The organism is Nostoc sp. (assembly GCF_036917575.1).
In the GTDB taxonomy this organism is placed as follows: Bacteria; Cyanobacteriota; Cyanobacteriia; order Cyanobacteriales; family Nostocaceae; genus Nostoc.
In genome coordinates this window covers 382,899-400,752 of record NZ_JBALDC010000050.1, presented here as the reverse complement: position 1 = coordinate 400,752, position 17,854 = coordinate 382,899, and the positions used below count along the sequence as shown (strand labels likewise).

7 protein-coding genes and 1 pseudogene are annotated in these 17,854 nt (G+C 37.6%); 5 read left to right on the top strand and 3 right to left on the bottom strand.

The genetic code is table 11. From position 1 onward, the window contains the following. The first annotated feature begins 261 nt into the window (after positions 1-261). The 5 genes from V7K79_RS15130 to V7K79_RS15110 all read left to right on the top strand — a co-directional run bounded on the left by V7K79_RS15130 (position 262) and on the right by V7K79_RS15110 (position 11,106). Positions 262-5,931 (top strand): alpha-2-macroglobulin family protein, encoded by a 5,670-nt coding sequence (locus tag V7K79_RS15130; protein WP_335048814.1) that lies wholly within the window; start codon positions 262-264, stop codon positions 5,929-5,931. A gap of 736 nt (positions 5,932-6,667) precedes the next feature. Further along, the gene (locus tag V7K79_RS15125) at positions 6,668-7,381 is read left to right on the top strand and encodes a hypothetical protein (protein ID WP_335048813.1); all 714 of its coding nucleotides are present in this window, start codon (positions 6,668-6,670) and stop codon (positions 7,379-7,381) included. Positions 7,382-7,448: 67 nt separating this feature from the next. Continuing rightward, positions 7,449-9,116, top strand: a complete 1,668-nt coding sequence (locus V7K79_RS15120) for a tryptophan halogenase family protein (protein WP_335048812.1) — start codon at positions 7,449-7,451, stop codon at positions 9,114-9,116. Positions 9,117-9,233: 117 nt separating this feature from the next. Beyond that, the gene (locus V7K79_RS15115; protein WP_335048811.1) at positions 9,234-10,775 is read left to right on the top strand and encodes a flavin-containing monooxygenase; all 1,542 of its coding nucleotides are present in this window, start codon (positions 9,234-9,236) and stop codon (positions 10,773-10,775) included. A 157-nt stretch (positions 10,776-10,932) separates the two neighbouring features. Next, positions 10,933-11,106, top strand: a complete 174-nt coding sequence (locus tag V7K79_RS15110; RefSeq protein WP_335048810.1) for a hypothetical protein — start codon at positions 10,933-10,935, stop codon at positions 11,104-11,106. 10 nt (positions 11,107-11,116) lie between these two features. On the opposite strand, the gene V7K79_RS15105 is transcribed toward V7K79_RS15110, so the two are convergent. The 3 genes and pseudogenes from V7K79_RS15105 to V7K79_RS15095 all read right to left on the bottom strand — a co-directional run bounded on the left by V7K79_RS15105 (position 11,117) and on the right by V7K79_RS15095 (position 17,783). Continuing rightward, on the bottom strand, positions 11,117-11,797 hold the full coding sequence (locus V7K79_RS15105) for an SDR family oxidoreductase (RefSeq protein WP_335048809.1): 681 nt from the start codon (positions 11,795-11,797) through the stop codon (positions 11,117-11,119). A gap of 49 nt (positions 11,798-11,846) precedes the next feature. After that, positions 11,847-11,960: pseudogene (locus tag V7K79_RS15100) on the bottom strand (DNA-binding response regulator); the annotation flags it as partial. Between the two features lie 204 nt (positions 11,961-12,164). Next, complete coding sequence (locus V7K79_RS15095) at positions 12,165-17,783, bottom strand: ATP-binding sensor histidine kinase (protein WP_335048808.1); 5,619 nt, start codon at positions 17,781-17,783, stop codon at positions 12,165-12,167. Between the last annotated feature and the right edge of the window lie 71 nt (positions 17,784-17,854).

Sequence of the window (17,854 nt, the reverse complement as noted above, 5' to 3'; positions counted from 1 at the left end):
AAATAACTAGTCATATTGCGTCCTTTATTAGTCTTGGCATTGCCCATTCTATGAGAGAATGCAAATTTTTATTCGCTATAGTTCATAAACTTTTTATTTTTAATTACTAGAAAGATGATTATCAGAGTTTTACTGCGCTTCCAGCAGAAAATAATCTATCGCGTTCTTATGGTTATTAGTAGTTACTTAAAAAAAATTAGGCGTTCTTCAAGCCGAAGGAGAACAATACAGTTTCTTCTTATATTTACATTTCTATTAGGAATGGCAGGGTGTAATTTCTTTGGTATCAATTCAAGTAAAGAACAACTTCCAACAGTATCCCCACTCACACCACCAAAATTACCAGACTGGATTGAACAAATTAGTCCCATTGGAGATGCAAAACCCCTCAACCAAATCCGCATCCGTTTTAAAGAAGCTTTAATTCCAGTTGAAAATCTTGATAGTCCAGAACAGCAAAAAATATTACAAAAATTTGCTCTTTGGCCGCCTTTACCCGGTGAATTTCGCTTTTTAACACCGCGTATGGTGGGATTTCAAGCTGAGAAAGCATTACCAATAGCAACACGATTTCAAGTCACTCTCAAAGCAGGTTTAGCCGATTTAAAAAATCATCGCCTAGACAAAGATTTACCTTGGACTTTCAACACCGAATCTATTAAATTAACTAATCTACCTGGTGTTAATCCCATTGAAAAAGCTGATATTGAACCAATTGATTTACAACAAAAATTACAGTTTACTTCTAATGTCGAATTGGATTTGGCTTCTGTACAAGAACATTTACAGTTAATTCCCGCAGGTAAAAAAAAGGGTACGGGTTTTAAAGTTGAGTTAAACAAAGAAGAAAAACCATCAAAGAATGAAGAAGACCCTTTAGAAAAATTTGATCCTTCAGCCCGCAATTGGATTTATAATCTCATCCCACAGCAAAATCTCGAAAAAGCAACCAGTTATCGCCTGGTATTTTCTCCAGGAATACGTCCTGCTTATGGCAATCTTCTTACAGAGAAAGAGTTTGCAACGAAGTTAGCAACTTATTCGCCTTTGGCATTTCAGAAAATTAACTTTTACGGACAGCCAGATGCAGGGGGAACTTTTGGAAGATTTATTAAAGGTAGTCCACAGCTAGAATTTAATAACGTTTTATTGTCAGATTCAGCTAAAGAAAATATTACCATTAATCCAGCACCAAAAGAAATTTCGAGAATTTTGCAAGTTAATGATGAAGATAAAATTGTCGGCATCAATCCTTATGCGTTAGAACCTGACAAGACTTATACAATTACTATCGGCGGAAATCTCAAAGATAAATTTGAGCAGACTTTGGGTAAACCCGTCACACTTAAATATGATACTGGAGATTTAGCTGGAGATATCTGGGTACCATCAGATTTGAATATTTTTCCTACAAGTAAAGATTTACAGCTAAATATTAGTACGGGAAATCTGCCAGAATCTAAATATAAAGCCGCTTATCGAGTAGTTCAACCGACAGATTTAGTTTATTTTAATAATAGTAGTGATTTATTACCACAACCTACTGAATGGCAAAGCTTTAAGGTATCAGGTAAGAAAAATAAATCAGTTGATATTGCTGTTCCTCTCCGAGAAAAAATAAGTGTTGCTACGGGAATGTTAGCTTATGGAGTCCAAGCCCGCACTAATAAATATCAGGAGAATGGAAAGGAACTGTGGCGCGAACCTACGACTTATGGCTTAGTTGAATTGACAAATTTGGGCGTATTTACTCAGTGGTTTCCTGAGTCAGGGTTAATTCGTGTCAATCATCTTACAGATGGTTCGCCAGTTAAAAATAGCGCTATCGAAATTTATCAATCAAAATTACAAGCAAAATCTCGCCCCGAACCTTTACCTTGTACAACAGGTAAAACTGATGAAAATGGAATTTTTAGAATTGTTCGTGAAGGATTACAGCAATGTTATTCTGGGAATGAAAGTTCTAGCAAATCACCACAACTATTAGTAATTGCCCGTGAAACTCAAGATTGGGCATTCGCTAGAACTGAAGAATATAGCGGTGTTTATGGCTATGGCATTGATGCGGGTTGGCAAGATAGTAAGCCAGAATCACGCGGGGTAATTTTCTCAGATAGACAGTTATATCAACCAGGTGAAAAGGCTTGGTTAACTGGTTTTGCAGACTTTTTGCAAAATGGTGTAATTCAGCAAGATAAAAATGCTGCTTACCAATTAACTTTGGTAAACCCCGATGGACAAAAAACCAGCTTAGGTACGCAAACCACAAATGAATTTGGCAGTTTTTCTCTGGAACTGCCAATCAAAACTACTCAGCGCTTGGGCTACTATACAATCCAGGCGAAAGGTAAAAACGGGCAAGAAATTTCTGGAGAATTTCGAGTAGCTGAGTTTAAGCCACCCAATTTTAAAGTCGAACTCAACTTAGATAAAGAATTTGCATACATTGATGAGAAAGTGAATATTAATGCTACAAGCAATTATTTGTTTGGTGCGCCTGTGGAAGGTGGAGAAGCAAAATATTTTATCACTCGTCAGCAGGCTGATTTTGTTCCTAAAGGTTGGGAAGGATTTACTTTTGGTAGGCAATGGTTATGGCCAGAGGAAACGCCTACTATATCTAGTGATGTATTGCAAACTAATGCCCAACTAGATGCTAATGGTAAAAGTAGTCAAACTGTGAATGTGGCTAATGATTTACCATATCCGATGACTTACCAAGTGGATGTGCAAGTTGCAGATGTTTCTAATCTGTCTGTAGCGAATTCCAAAACTTTTACAGCTTTACCGAGTAATCGCCTCATTGGGTTAAAAAGTAATTTTATCGCTGATGCTGGTAAACCTTTTCCCATTGAAGTGATTGTTACTGATCCTACAGGAAAACCAATTACAGGTCAACGGGTGCGTCTGGAATTACAACAGATTAAATACAGCAGCGTCACGCAGTTGGTGGAAGGTAGCCGAACACCAAAAAATCAAGTTGAATATAAAACAGTAGGACAAGCAGAAATTACATCTGCGAGTAATCCGCAATCGGTAAATTTAACAGCGCCGGAATCTGCTTCATATCGGATTAGAGTTAATTTTAGCGATGCTAAAGGTGAATTAAGTGCTACAGATTTACAAATTTGGGCAACTGGAGAAAATCCAGTATTTTGGGGTTCTAGAGAAGAAGATATTTTAGAAGTTAAATTAGATAAAAAAGAATTCAAACCTGGTGAAACTGCTACTGCCCTAATTCAATCTCCTTATGCAGATGCAGAATTGTACTTTGCAGTGATTAAAGATAAACCCCTTTATCAGCAGATTATTAAAGTTCAGGGAGGTGCACCACAAATTCAGTTTCAAGTTACGCCAGAAATGCTGCCAAATGCAGCCATTGAAGCTGTCTTAGTAAGACAAGGTAAACCTATAAATCAAGTGGAAGCGGGAAGTTTAGAAAACTTGGTGAAGATTGGTTTTACACCTTTTAAAGTTAATTTAGAAGATAAGTATTTAAAACTGCAAGTTAAACCAGCGCAAGCATCATTAGAACCGGGTGTAGAGGAAACAGTACAACTAGAACTGAAAGACAATCAAGGAAACCCCACCAAAGGACAGTTTACAGTCATGGTGGTAAACGAAGCGGTGTTACAACTTTCTGGTTATCGTCCGCCAGATTTGGTAGATACAGTTTATGCAGAACAGCCAATATCTACCCGCTTTAGCGATAATCGCCCAGATGTCATATTACAAGCACAAGATGTAGCTAAACCGAAAGGTTGGGGTTATGGCGGTGGTTTCTCAACTGGTGCAGCCAATACTCGCACTCGCACCGATTTTCAAGCCTTAGCTTACTACAACGGTTCTGTCCTTACCGATGCAAATGGTAATGCACAGATAACCTTTAAACTCCCGGATGACTTAACTACATGGCGGGTGATGGCTGTCGCCACCGATGGAAATCTGCGTTTTGGGAATGGGGACGCGACGTTTATCAGCACCAAGCCACTGCTAACTAATGCCATCTTGCCACAATTTGCCCGTCCAGGCGATCGCATCCTCGCCGGTTTATCTGTAACTAACAACACTGGGAATACAGGAAATCTCTCAATTAATGGCGAACTTAGCGGTACGGTGAAGTTTGCTGATAAAAACCCCACAGCAAATTCTTTGCAAACTAAAGCTGAATCTGCAACTCATGCTTATCGCTTTCCCATGCTGGCAGATAGTGTGGGAGTTGGTAAAGTTCGCTTTACCACTCAGCTAAATGGTACAGCCGCAGATGCTTTTGAAGTACCTTTGGAAATTAAGCCAATTGAAATTACAGAACAAGTCGTTGAATCTGGTGTCACTGAAAAACAGGTGAAGATTCCCCTGAATGTTGATAAAAATACCTTCCCTGATGCGGGAGGTTTAGATATTCAGTTGGCGAGTACTTTGATTCCAGAAATTAAAGCACCAGCAAAACAAGTTTTAGAAGATGATGATTTACCATTTACAGAACCGGCGGCGAGTCAGTTAATAATCGCGGCAAATCTGCAAACTATTGCCCAAAAATATGGTCAGACATTTGCAGAATTTAATCCTAGCCAACAAGCTAATCAAGCAATTGAAAAATTACAAAAACTCCAAATAGCCGATGGTGGTTTTGCTGCTTTCCCCGGACAAGAAAAATCCGACCCTTGGGTTTCTTCATATACGGGAGAATCTTTAGCTAAAGCCAGTCAGGTATTCCCTAGTTTAGTCGATTCTGGAATGCTGTCTCGCCTGAAAGCTTATCTGCAAAAAGTTCTGGCTAATCCTGGAGAATATGAGTTTTGCAAACAACTACTCTGTAAAAGGCAACTGCAACTTAATGCTTTAATCGCTTTAGCAGAATTGGGAGATAAACGCAATACTTTCCTTACAGATATTTATGAACAGCGCAATAACTTTGATGTAGCAACTCAAATTAAACTAACACGATACTTATCTCAATTCCCAGAATGGCAAGATGAATCTCAACAATTAGTGAACAAGCTGCAACAGAATATTTATGAAACTGGCCGCACAGCAGTTGTAAGTTTACCAACTAGTTGGGGATGGATGAGTTCATCTACCACGACGCAAGCGCAAGCTTTACGTTTATTTATTGCCAAACAAAGCAAACCCGAAGTTATAGATAAGTTATTCCAAAGTCTTCTGGCATTACGACGCGATGGTACATGGCAAACTAACTATAATAATGCCCAAGCTTTAACAGCTTTGGTAGATTATAGTCAACTGCAACCCACACCACCTAATTTTGTTGCCACAGTGGAATTAGCTAGTAATAAGTTAGGAGAAAATCGGTTTAATGGCTACCAAAATCCTAGCTTACAGCTAAATGTGCCGATGAATAAATTACCTCGTGGGCGTAATGATTTAACGTTGCAAAAATCAGGTAATGGCACTTTGCACTATCTGGTTGCTTATAATTATCGCTTGCAAGGTAATCAAGCAGGCAGGTTTAACGGACTACGCATAACACGAGATATTAGTCAAGTAAATGAAGAGAAAGTTTTGCAAAAAACAGGTCTTTACGCTTTTGATAAACCCTTGACTTTAGCCTCTGGACAGGTGTTTGATATTGGTTTAGAAATCATCGCCGATCATTCTGTAGATCATCTGGTGATAAAAGATCCGTTACCATCAGGTTTTGAAGCGGTGGATGCGAGTTTTCAAACTGCTACAGCTGCATTACAAGCAAAAGCCGATAGCTGGGAACTTGGTTTTAAGAATGTGTACCGCGATCGCATTATCGCCTATGCCGACCACTTAGAACCAGGAGTTTATAGCCTCCATTATTTAGTCCGTTCTGTTACTCCTGGTACATTTTCTTGGCCTGGTGCCCAAGTTCACTTGCAATATGCGCCAGAAGAATTTGGGCGTACTGCTGAGTCTACATTAATAGTGGAGGATGGGAAGTAATTATTTATGTCATCTGAGATAAGAGAAAGCGATCGCATTATCGCCTATGCCGACCACCTAGAACCAGAAGTTTATAACCTCCATTACTTAGTCCACTGTGTTAGTCCTAGTACATTTTCGTGATCTGATTCCCAAGTACATTTGCAATATGCACCAGAAGAATTTGGGTGTACTGCTGAGTCCACAGTGGCACTGGAGTATGGAAAGTCATTATTGATACTGTATCTAGCTATAACAAATATAAAAATCTTTCCAAGTATATACGAGCCTGCTTTCAAATCTTAGCTAGGGTAGAACGCTTAACTGGCCAATTTGGTTTTTCTGGGCAAAGGAAACGCTTATATAAAACTATTTATTAACAAGCGTACTTACGTAAAAGCTGCGTATATTACATAGAGATTACACAGAGATGTTGAAGTTCAAATCAAAATCAATAACAGTAAATTAGCTGGTTACAATTTAGCATTAGCCTCAATACGATATAACACAACACATCTAAAATCCCGATGTAGATGCGAGATTTCTCGTGTCTCCAAAGACTAATTATCTACATACTCTTAACCAAACCCTATTTAAATATAACAAACTAGACATTATTTGCTATTAAAATAGTGGGTTTTGAGCTAATGACTATCAAAAAAACTCTGGGAATTGAACAACTAAAGTTTGGGCAGTAACAAAGTCGGAAAGTTACTTATGCTTCAATATTAAACATTGAAAATCGGCACAATTAAAAATGCAACAAATACTAGCATTGATTGAACAAAGAAAACAAGATTTTGCTCAATTGCCCTTGTTTAATTATATGCAAAATCAAAGTATACATCCCAGACAAAGGTTAGCTTGGGCACCATGTGCTGCTCATTTTATTATGAATTTTGGAGAACTGAATAAGTATTTTTTGCGAGTAGAACCAACAACAGATCCAATTCAGAGATTAATTAACAATCATACTTATGAAGATGACCATCACTGGCTATGGTTTTTGGAAGATTTGAAAAATCTAGAACTTGACAAATCTTTGCAATTTAGTGATGCATTAAAATTTCTTTGGAGTGAAGAAACTAAGAATGCTCGCTGGTTGAACTATCAACTCTATCGATATACTTCACAAGCTACTCCTATTCAAAAAATAATAGTCATTGAAGTTACTGAAGCAACGGGTAACATAATGTTTTCCATAGCAGCAGAGATTGGCAAAGAAATTAAAGCAATTACCCAAAAACCATGCCGATATTTTGCAGATTTCCATTTGGATGTTGAAACTGGTCACACGACAGGTTCATCTGGAATAGATCAATTGCTACAAGATATTCAACTATCAGAAGCAACCCGACAAGAAGCTTTTGAACTGATTGAGAACTTATTTACAGTTTTTACCCAATTTACAAATAGTCTTTTGGTATATGCCAAAACCCATCAAATTGAGCAACCATTGAAAGCTGTATAAGTTAAGGAACCAGCTTCTTAAAATTGACAATTAACACCTACTTAAAGCCATAAGGATGAATTTTACTATGTCACAGCAGTATGTACAAAATATTGTAATTGTTGGTGGTGGTTCAGCAGGTTGGATGACAGCAGCTTATTTGAGTAAAGCCTTGAAAAAAAATGTTCAGATTACTCTGGTAGAGTCTTCTAATATTACAAAAATTGGAGTTGGTGAAGCAACTTTTAGTAGCATCAAGTCATTTTTTGATTTTCTGGAATTAAAAGAGTATGAATGGATGCCAAAATGCAATGCTACTTATAAGATGGGGATTAAATTTGTTGATTGGAATTCAGATAGAAGACACTTTTACCACCCTTTTGAAAGATTTGATTTTATTGATGGATTCAGTATCTCTGAATGGTGGTTGAAACTTAAGAGTGCCAATGAGCCATTTGATTACTCTTGCTTCATGGCACCGACGCTGTGCGATCATCAAAGGTCTCCTAGATATCTGAACGGCAAAATCTTTGATCAAAGAGTTGAACATTTATTTTCAGAGAAACATTTTTCTGAAAAAAATCTCATAACACTTGCTGATGCTGAAGGGCAGTATCCTTACGCTTACCATTTTGATGCGAATCTAATTGCTAGGTTTTTGAAAGACTATTCAAAAAAAAGGGGCGTGAAACAAATTGTTGATGATGTGTTAGATGTAAATTTAACTGAGGATGGAAGCATAGATAGTCTCAAAACTAACGAGCATGGTATTATTAGTGGAGACCTTTTCATTGACTGTACTGGTTTCCGTGGTCTTTTAATTAACAAAGCTCTTGGTGAGCCATTCATTTCTTATTCAGAGTCGTTACTGTGCGATCGCGCGATCGCTATGCAGATACCAGCTGATATTCAGAAAAATGGCATCAACCCTTACACAACTGCAACTGCTCTTTCATCAGGTTGGGTCTGGAATATACCATTGTATGGCAGAAATGGTACAGGGTATGTTTATTCCAGCGCCTTCATCTCTGCGGATGAAGCAGAACAAGAATTTCGTCAGCATCTAGGAAATATCGCTGATAATTGCAAAGCCTCTCATATCCAGATGAGGATTGGACGTAACAGAAACTCATGGGTGAAAAACTGTGTAGCAATAGGGCTTTCCAGTGGATTTGTTGAACCATTAGAATCTACTGGGATATTTTTTATTCAGCATGGAATAGAAGAATTAGTCAATCACTTTCCGAAGAAGTCGTTCAATGAAGAATTGATCCGCAACTATAATAGAGCGATCGCTAACTGTCTAGATGGTGTTCGGGACTTTTTGGTACTCCATTACTTTGCTAGCGATCGAGCAGATACAAAGTTTTGGCAAGCAACTAAGCAAGAAATTAAAGTTCCTACGCAACTGCAAGAAAAGTTAAAGTTGTGGAGAAGCAGATTACCAAATAAAAAGAATATCAATCCATATTTTCATGGCTTCGAGACATACTCTTATTCGGTAATGTTACTTGGACTCAATCATAAGCCTGAAGGCAGTTTACCTCTGTTAGAGCATCTTGACGACGAGAAGGCCCTAGCTAAATTTAAGGCAATTAAGGAAAAAGCTAATTACCTAAGCAAAAATCTGCCCTCTCAATATGAATACTTAACTTATATAATCAAGTCTCAAGAACATTCAGAATACCTCAGCGACAATCATTTCCTGACTTCATCAGTTAGCGATAGTACATATCAAATTCCTGTACCAATTTAATATAGGACTTACGCAAACAATAATCAAAGCTTTGATTTTCAGGTAGAGGCAATTGATGAATTGCCCCTACTCTGTGTACTTTTCTGTGACTCTGGTAATAATTTAGGAGCATCCAAGATGACAGCAAAACAAATATGCGTGATTGGGACAGGAGTAAGCGGATTAGTCTCAGCCAAGACATTTCTTGAAGAAGGTTACGAAGTTACATTGTTCGAGAAGCGGCAGGGAATTGGTGGTGTGTGGGAAAGGTCGAGAAATTACCCAGGACTGTCGAGCCAAAATCCCAGAGACACCTATGCTTTCTCAGACTATCCTATGCCTGCTTCTTATCCAGAATGGCCTTCAGGAGAGCAAATATGCGCTTACCTTGAATCCTATGCCCAACACTTTGGTATCACAGAAAAAATTCAGTTCGGTGCAAAAGTAACTGAAGTAGAGCGCAAATCAAGAAATACTCCTGGATGGATTGTTAGTGTTAGCTTTCAAAAAGATGGTAAGGAAATCAAAAAACAAAATTACGAGTTCGACTTTGTAATTGTGTGTAATGGTCTTTGTGATATTCCTTACATTCCTAACTTGCCGGGAATGGAAGAGTTCATTGCCGCCGGAGGTGAGGTAATACATACTAACAACTTTAATGACGGCTCTGTAATTGAGAGCAAGCGAGTGGTTGTTGTCGGTTTTGGCAAATCAGCCACTGATTTAGCGAATTTTGCAGCTAGCAAGGCCAAGGAATGTACCCTTGTGTTCCGTCAAGCGCTGTGGAAAGTTCCTAACTTCTTTCTTGGTCTGCTGAACATCAAGTATATTTTCCTGACCCGGTTTGCAGAAACTTGGATACCCTATCATAAACTTCAAGGATGGGAAAAGTGGCTGCATAGTTTTGGCAAGCCACTAGTGTGGGCATTCTGGCGATTAAATGAGATTATCCTGCGCTTACAGTTTCCCCTTGATGCTTGTGGGATGGTACCTAAACAACCGATGAACAAATTGATCGGCTGTAGTATCGGCTTGGCACCTAAAGGCTTTTTTGAGCATGTACGTGCAGGTAAAATCCGTGCTGTGAAGACAAAGATCAACAAGTTTTTTGCTAGTGGTGTTGAGTTGGATAACGGTGAACAAATACAGGCAGATGTTGTTGTCTTTGGCACAGGTTTTCTTCAGGATATCCCCTTTTTAGAAGATAAATACCGCAGACATGTATTTGATGAAGAAGGCACTATCCATCTTTACCGCCATCTCATTCACCCTCATGTTCCACAGATGGGTTTTGTTGGTTATAACTATACTTTTTGTGCTCAGTTATCAGCAGAAATTGGTGCTAGATGGTTATTAGAGTATGTCAAAGAAAATATATCTTTACCATCTTCGCAACAGATGCTAGATGATGTCACAGCAGAGTTGGAATGGAGGAAGAAAGATAGACCTTATGCTTTCCTCAGTGGAGCATGTTTAATTCCTTTTACATTCCATTACATTGATGAGTTACTTCAGGATATGGGTTTGAGTAGCCGCCGTCAACCAGACAACTTGGTTGGAGAGTTTCTGATGCCAATAAATCCATCTGTTTACAAGCATCTGGGCAAGGAATTACAAGCAAAACAAAAACAACATCCATCTCTCAATGATGTTGCGATCGCCGCCTCCGGTAGGGCGTAGCCCATCGCAGCAAGTGTAGAAGTCAGAAAGCGTTCGTTGATATCTCGCTAATACGAGTCATTACAAAGAATATCTACCTCTAAATCTCAAAATTTACGAGCACTAACTTTTTCTCGATCCATACCTCCGTATCGTTTCTTTCATGGAGCTTTCCAAGTTGAAGGACGTTGGGGGTGTGATTTATTTTGAGGATATAAAAATTGGCTTACTTGCAGTGTCGGTGAATTATCCTCCTAACGATGCGGTTAAATATTCACGTTTTTCTGAAATGATTCAACTGTCAGCACCTAATCGCAACGATGTATACGAAGGGCTACGCCTACGCAATTGAGATTCACTCTTTAATGTATAGTCAAAGGAATTCCGTTATCTTTTGGTTTTAACTTGAGAATAAATGGCACAGCTTTCAATACCCAATCGGACACGGGTGTATAATTAGCAGCTTCTTCTCCAAAGCTAATAGAGAGCATATCTGTATGAATAATCCCTGGATTGAGAGGTATAGCTGCCATCCCACTCGGCAATTCTTGTGCCAAAGAACGAGTTAATCCTTCTATTGCCCACTTGGAAGCACAATATGGTGCAACTTGGGCTGAAGTAGAACGTCCCCAGCCAGAACTAAAGTTAACAATAATACCCCGTTTGTTTTTTACCATTGCTGGTACGAAATGGCGAATTATATTCACTACTCCTTTAATATTGACATCTATTAAATTAGAAAATTCTTCAGATGGTATTTCCCACAAAGGTGCTGGGTAATTAGTAATTGCTGCATTGTTAATCACTATATCTGGCGGTTCGTATTTTTGAAGTACGTCTCGGGCCCATTTTTTTACAACCTGTTCACTTGCCACATCTACAGATGTGAAATCGTTAGGTGCGCTAAACTTCTGGCGTATTTTATCGATAGCATCTGATGAACGAGCGCAACCAATAACAGTATGTCCCTCTTTAATAAAACCTTCGGTCATCGCATAACCTAGACCTTTGCTGATACCTGTAATTAAGATGAGCTTAGTCATATTTTTCTGCTATTCCTGCTTTCTTAGAAATAATTCGTGGAAAAAAATAACCACTACCTCTTGCTGTGACGATCAACTGTGGCATCTCAAGACGTGTCTGCAAAATCTGGCAGATGCTAGCTTCATCGTCTACTACCAGGATCTTTTCTTTATGTCCTGACAAGTTTCTCAATCCTCCTCGACTGCGAGAACTCTTAAACCTTCATTATCTGCTTATTAAGGCTCAAAAACGCAAAATAATCTTTACTTTTAGAGAATGATTGAGAAGCGATCGCTGTAAGCCATCTATTTAGTAGAATGTTCTAGTTCCGCAATGATTCATACCGTCATTATGCAACGCGAAGTTTTTCAGTAACGGTAGCTTGTCTCACTGCTGCATTGGAATCTCAATCACAAACTCAGTTCCTTCTCCCGGAGTTGATTTGCAGCTTAACTGACCTTTGTGCTTGTCTATTACCACTTGATAGCTAATTGACAACCCCAACCCCGTACCACTTCCTACTGCCTTTGTGGTAAAAAATGGATCGAATATTTTCTGCTGCACCTGTGCAGTCATACCATAACCGTTATCAGCAATCTGAATCTTCAACGTGTTTACTTCTCCTAGTTCAGTATGAATGCGAATCTGAGGATTTTTGCTGGGAGAATTTTCTCCATTGTTGTAGTCCTCTAAAGCATCGATCGCATTACTTAAAATATTCATAAACACTTGGTTGAGTTGACCAGCATAGCAAAGAATATCCGGCAGTTGTGCGTATTCTTTAAAGACCTTGATTTCTGGGCGATCGCTTTTTTCTTTGAGGCGGTGCTGCAAAATCATTAAGGTACTGTCGATGCCTTCATGAATATTTACAGGCTTCATTTCCGATTCATCTAGACGAGAGAAATTACGTAAGCTCAGAATAATATTTCGGATACGGGAACTTCCCACCTTCATGGATTCGAGCACCTTTGGAAGGTCTTCTGTCAGGAATTCTATATCCATTTCCTCAATTTTTTGCTCCACTATTGCTGAGGGCTGAGGATATTGTTGCTGATAGATATTAATCAAATCTAGCAATTTTTGAACATAATCACTGGCATGATTAATATTACCATGAATAAAATTGATCGGGTTATTAATTTCATGCGCAATTCCCGCCACCATTTGCCCTAAAGAAGACATTTTCTCACTTTGGATTAATTGACTTTGGGTACTTTGTAATTCATCTAGGGCTTCTTGCAGATGCTGATTTTTTTCGTTAAGTTCTGCTGTTCTTACTACCACCCTTTCCTCTAGTATATGACTGTATTCCTCCAATTGCTCATTCGCTCCAGCCAAATTATTGTAGAGAATGGCATTTTCTAAAGAGATTGCAGCTTGGATAGTTAAGAGTTTGAGAACTTCTAAGCGATCGCGTGTAAATGCTCCTGTAGTTAAATTATTTTCTAGATAAATCAGTCCCAGCAATTTACCTTGATTAAGCATTGGAATACATAATACGCTTTTTGGTTCCTCACGGGTAATATAATTATCTACCGCAAAATAAGCTTTATCTTTAATGTCATCAATTACTAATATTTCTTGGGTTCGTTTAACATAATTAATCAAAGAGATAGGAATAAGATCGCTGGACTCGAAAGGAATAGATAAAAACTCTGTATGAGTATCTCTAAAAGTAGAACCAGAACTAATTGCAGCAATAGTTAAGTCTAAGTTATTAGCTTCACTCAAGATCAGCACACATTTGGAAGCTCCTGCATTCTCCATCACAACTTCCATTAAAGTAGAAAGAAGTGCCTCTAATTCAATCTCTCCAGACACTGCTTGAGAAGCTTTAATAACAGTTTGCAAATCTAGCATATCGGAAATACTAGTATGAGAACCAATCACAGTTTCATTCGTTACCAGAGTAGATTTATTGCTAAGTGTAGATAGGTGTAAGCTCAGTTCGGGTAAATTATTTTCACTGTAAGAATAGCTAAGTTCTTCTTGCTGAGTTATGGAAATAAGTAATTGAGGATAGCGTTTTTGCAAGTCATAAACTTTGGCTAATGCTCCCCAGCGAACATAGCAATAGTAGGCATCAGTGAGGTATAGTTGGGCGATTCTTTGTTTGCCCCATTCCAGATAAAATTTAGCAGCTAATTCACAGGCAAGAGCTTCTTCGTTAATGTACTCATTTTCTTTGCTAAGGGAAATAGCACGTTCATAATTATCTATCGCTTCAAGGTATTCACCAAGAACTCGATGCCGTTCTGCTTCAACTAAATAAAATTTATGTAAATAATTCATTGGAGCATGATGTGCCCAATATGCTATTTTTTCCTGATTAACTATAACTTTTTGGATAGTTCTTTGTTGTCTATCTTCATCAACATCAGGGTACAAAGCAAGCTGTACTAATGAATCATAAAAATAGAATTGAGCACTGATTATCATTCCTAGACCAGCATATAAATACTGTTCTGCTTTCAGAGAATTTTCAAGTGCTTGGGAATAATCTCTAAATAGATAACATAATTGCAGCTTACAAATAAATAAGTAAATAATTGCAACTCCATCATTAGCCGCTATATGAATCGGCAACATTGTTTTCTCATTATATGCCTCACCAATTAAACAGCAAGATTTTTCTGAAGAACCTAACAAGTTCAATACCATCTGTCGATATATTTCATTCCAATGAAAAACTCGCTCTTGCTTTATTTTTTTTATAGCATTGCTATGCGTTGCCATTTCCTGCTCAAGAGAAATCAACTCTTTACCAATAAAATATGCATAATATGAGTATGTATAAAGACAATAAGCCCCAAATTCTAAATCTCCTGTTTCCAAATTATTAGAATAAACTTCTATTAAAGGTTTTAATGTATTTCTAACATGTTCTTTCCAGGGTTTTATGAGTTGATTAAATGTTTGAATTACCTTCAGCATAACTTCTTGAGTTTGGAATTTGAGCAACATACTTTCAGCCAGTTTGCCAAATCGATAGCCAGACTCAATATCTCCCACTACACTACACAATATAATCCCATAAGCAACATACACGAATGCAGATAAAGATGCATTGCCATATTTAATCGATAAGTTGATCTGATTCAGAACTATTAATGGAAACAATCTAGGAACAGATGTGTAGGCAAAAGCAGTTATATTAGATAATATACGTATCACTACTAATGACCAAGAGTCCGTCATTTGGGGTAAGTTAATTAAGTCTTCAATACTCCTGCCGCTTAAATGCGATGCTGTGTTTGCTAATGCTATTTGAACATCAGACTGTTGAGGATTAGAGGGAAAGTCTACTCCTAGTAATTTTAAAAATGCTAGTGCAAGATTAACAGCTTCTAGTGCTTGACCCTGTGCGCCATAAGCCTGAATTTTTACTTCATAGACTTTCACTTTTTCTAAGAGTGTTTTAGCTTTTACTAATACCACCTTTGCTAATTTCTCCATCTGCTCAAAGTCGCCAGCCAAGTATGCTGCTTCTGTTGCTATTTCATACAAAGCTAGAGTTAGCTCATATTTTATCTCCCAACTATCATCTGCTAGTAGCTCAATTCCAGTAGTTAAATATTTAAGTGCTGATGAGTAAGCTGTTGATACTAAAGCTTTACGTCCAGCAATTAGACTCATTTCAGCTAACTCATTACGTTTAGCTTGATGGGTGATAAATTCAGCTGCAATATTGAAATGATTGACAAGCTCAAAAATATTTTCTTCCCGTTCTATAACTGGGGTATTTTTCAAGAGAAGCAGCCCAATTTTTAAGTGCATCTGCTTGATTTCGTCTTTAGGAATTAGAGAATAAGCTGCTTGCTGAACTCTATCATGTACGAATTTATATCTAGGTATTTGGGAATTATTTGCTGAAAAATTTTCTGATTCTCTAGTTGAAAAACTTAATAGTTGTCTATTATTCTCTGGAGCAAAATTATAACCCTCTTTTTGAGGAATAATTAATCCTTCAAGTAATGCTTGCCATAAATCAAATGCAGTATCTATTACAGATTTTTCATTGATTAGTGACAATGTTTTTAAGTCAAACTCGTTACCAATACAAGCAGATATTTTTAATACATTTTGGGCATTTTGGGGCAACTTTTCTATTTGTATGCCCATAAACTTTACAACATCATCAGTAAGAGATAAAGTTTTAATTTTGGTAATATCATACTTCCAATAACCAGCATCAAAATCTAATTCAATTAATCCGTCATCATATAGTAGTTTGATAAATTGAGATGTAAAGAAAGGGTTCCCTTTTGTTTTGAAAAACACCATTTGAGTCAGAGGTACAGCAATGACTTCTGGACAACGCAGCGTATCAGCAATTAGATGATTTAAATCAATCTGATTTAAAGGCAAGAGTTTAATTGTATTAATTACTCCTCCTGTAGTGATAATTTGTTGTAGTGTTAAATGTAGCGGATGTAGATTTGAAACTTCATTATCCCTATAGGCACCAATTAGTAGTAAACTACCTTTGTTTTCAGATAGATTCTCTGTATCTTTAGCAAAGCCAGAAGAAGTTCCATCCATTAATAATTGAATAAACTTCAAGGAAGCCGTATCAGCCCATTGCAAATCATCTAGAAAGATGACCAGAGGATGACCTTTAGTAGAGAATACTTGGATAAATCTCTGGAACAATAAATTGAAGCGATTTTGAGCAGCGCTACCTGTAAGTTCAGCAGATGCAGGCTGTTTGCCAATAATTATTTCAAGTTCAGGGATTACATTAATGATTACCTGAGATTGGGTACTCAATGCCGATAAGATTTTAGTTTTCCACTGTTGAATTTGGGTATCTGTTTCGGAGAGTATTTGCTCAATTAAATCCCGCAAAGCTTGCACCAATCCTGACAAGGGGATATCACGTTGGAATTGGTCAAATTTTCCTTTAATGAAGTAACTACGCTGTTTTGCAATGGGTTTGTGGACTTCATTTACCACAGCAGTTTTACCAATCCCTGAGTAACCAGAGACTAAAATCATTTCTGTACTTCCCTTTGTCACTCGGTCAAAAGTAGCGAGGAGAATTTCAATCTCTCTTTGACGACCATAAAGTTTTTCAGGAATGGCAAAATGATTTGAGATATCTCGACTTCCTAATTCAATGGCTGTAATATTTCCTTTCTCTTGCCATTGGTTTTGACATTTCTCCAAATCATACCTGAGTCCATGAGCACTCTGATATCGGTCTTCGGCATTTTTTGCCATCAGCTTGCCGATTATATCAGATAAAATTGTGGGAATATTAGAGTTAATATAGCTGGCTTTTGGCGGTTCTTTGGCAATGTGAGAGTAGACTAACTCCATTGGCTCAGTGGTACTAAAGGGTAACTGCCCTGTCAAGAGTTGAAAGAAGGTGACACCTAAGGAATAAAAGTCAGTACGGTAGTCTATACCTCGATTCATCCGTCCTGTTTGTTCAGGGGAAATATAAGCTAGAGTTCCTTCTAAGACGTTGGGATTTGTGATAAATTGAATTTCTTTTGGTAATAGAGTAGCAATACTAAAATCGATGATTTTGGTTTTACCTGTTATCGGATGAATCAAAATATTAGCAGGTTTAATATCTTTGTGAATGATGCGATGCTGATGTAGCTGTTCTAAAGTTGCACTAATTTCAATGGCAATATCAAAAAACTCACTCAATGAAACAGAAGTTTTTCCTTGATTCTGCTCTTTTTGCTGCCAGATATTAAGGGCAATACTTCCAAAATCTTCCATTACTATAATATATCTGTTCTCATATTTTTCTAAGCTTGTTGGTTTGACTATGCCTGAAATTTCCAGATTTTTAGTAATGGTGTATTGATTATGAAACTGATTAATTTCAGCAAAATTAGGATTTTCATTCCGCATCAGTTTTAAAATAACTGATTGGCTGTCTTTTTGTCTTATAGCTTGATAAACTAAAGTTTTTTTACCTGAATACAATTGCTTAATAATGCGATAGCCAAGTATTAGAAATAGTTCGTTTGATTCTATTGACATTGCATCTAGTTATGATAATGTTCTTTCTCTTGTTTAGTATACCCAAGACATAGTTACTACTATCAGTGAAC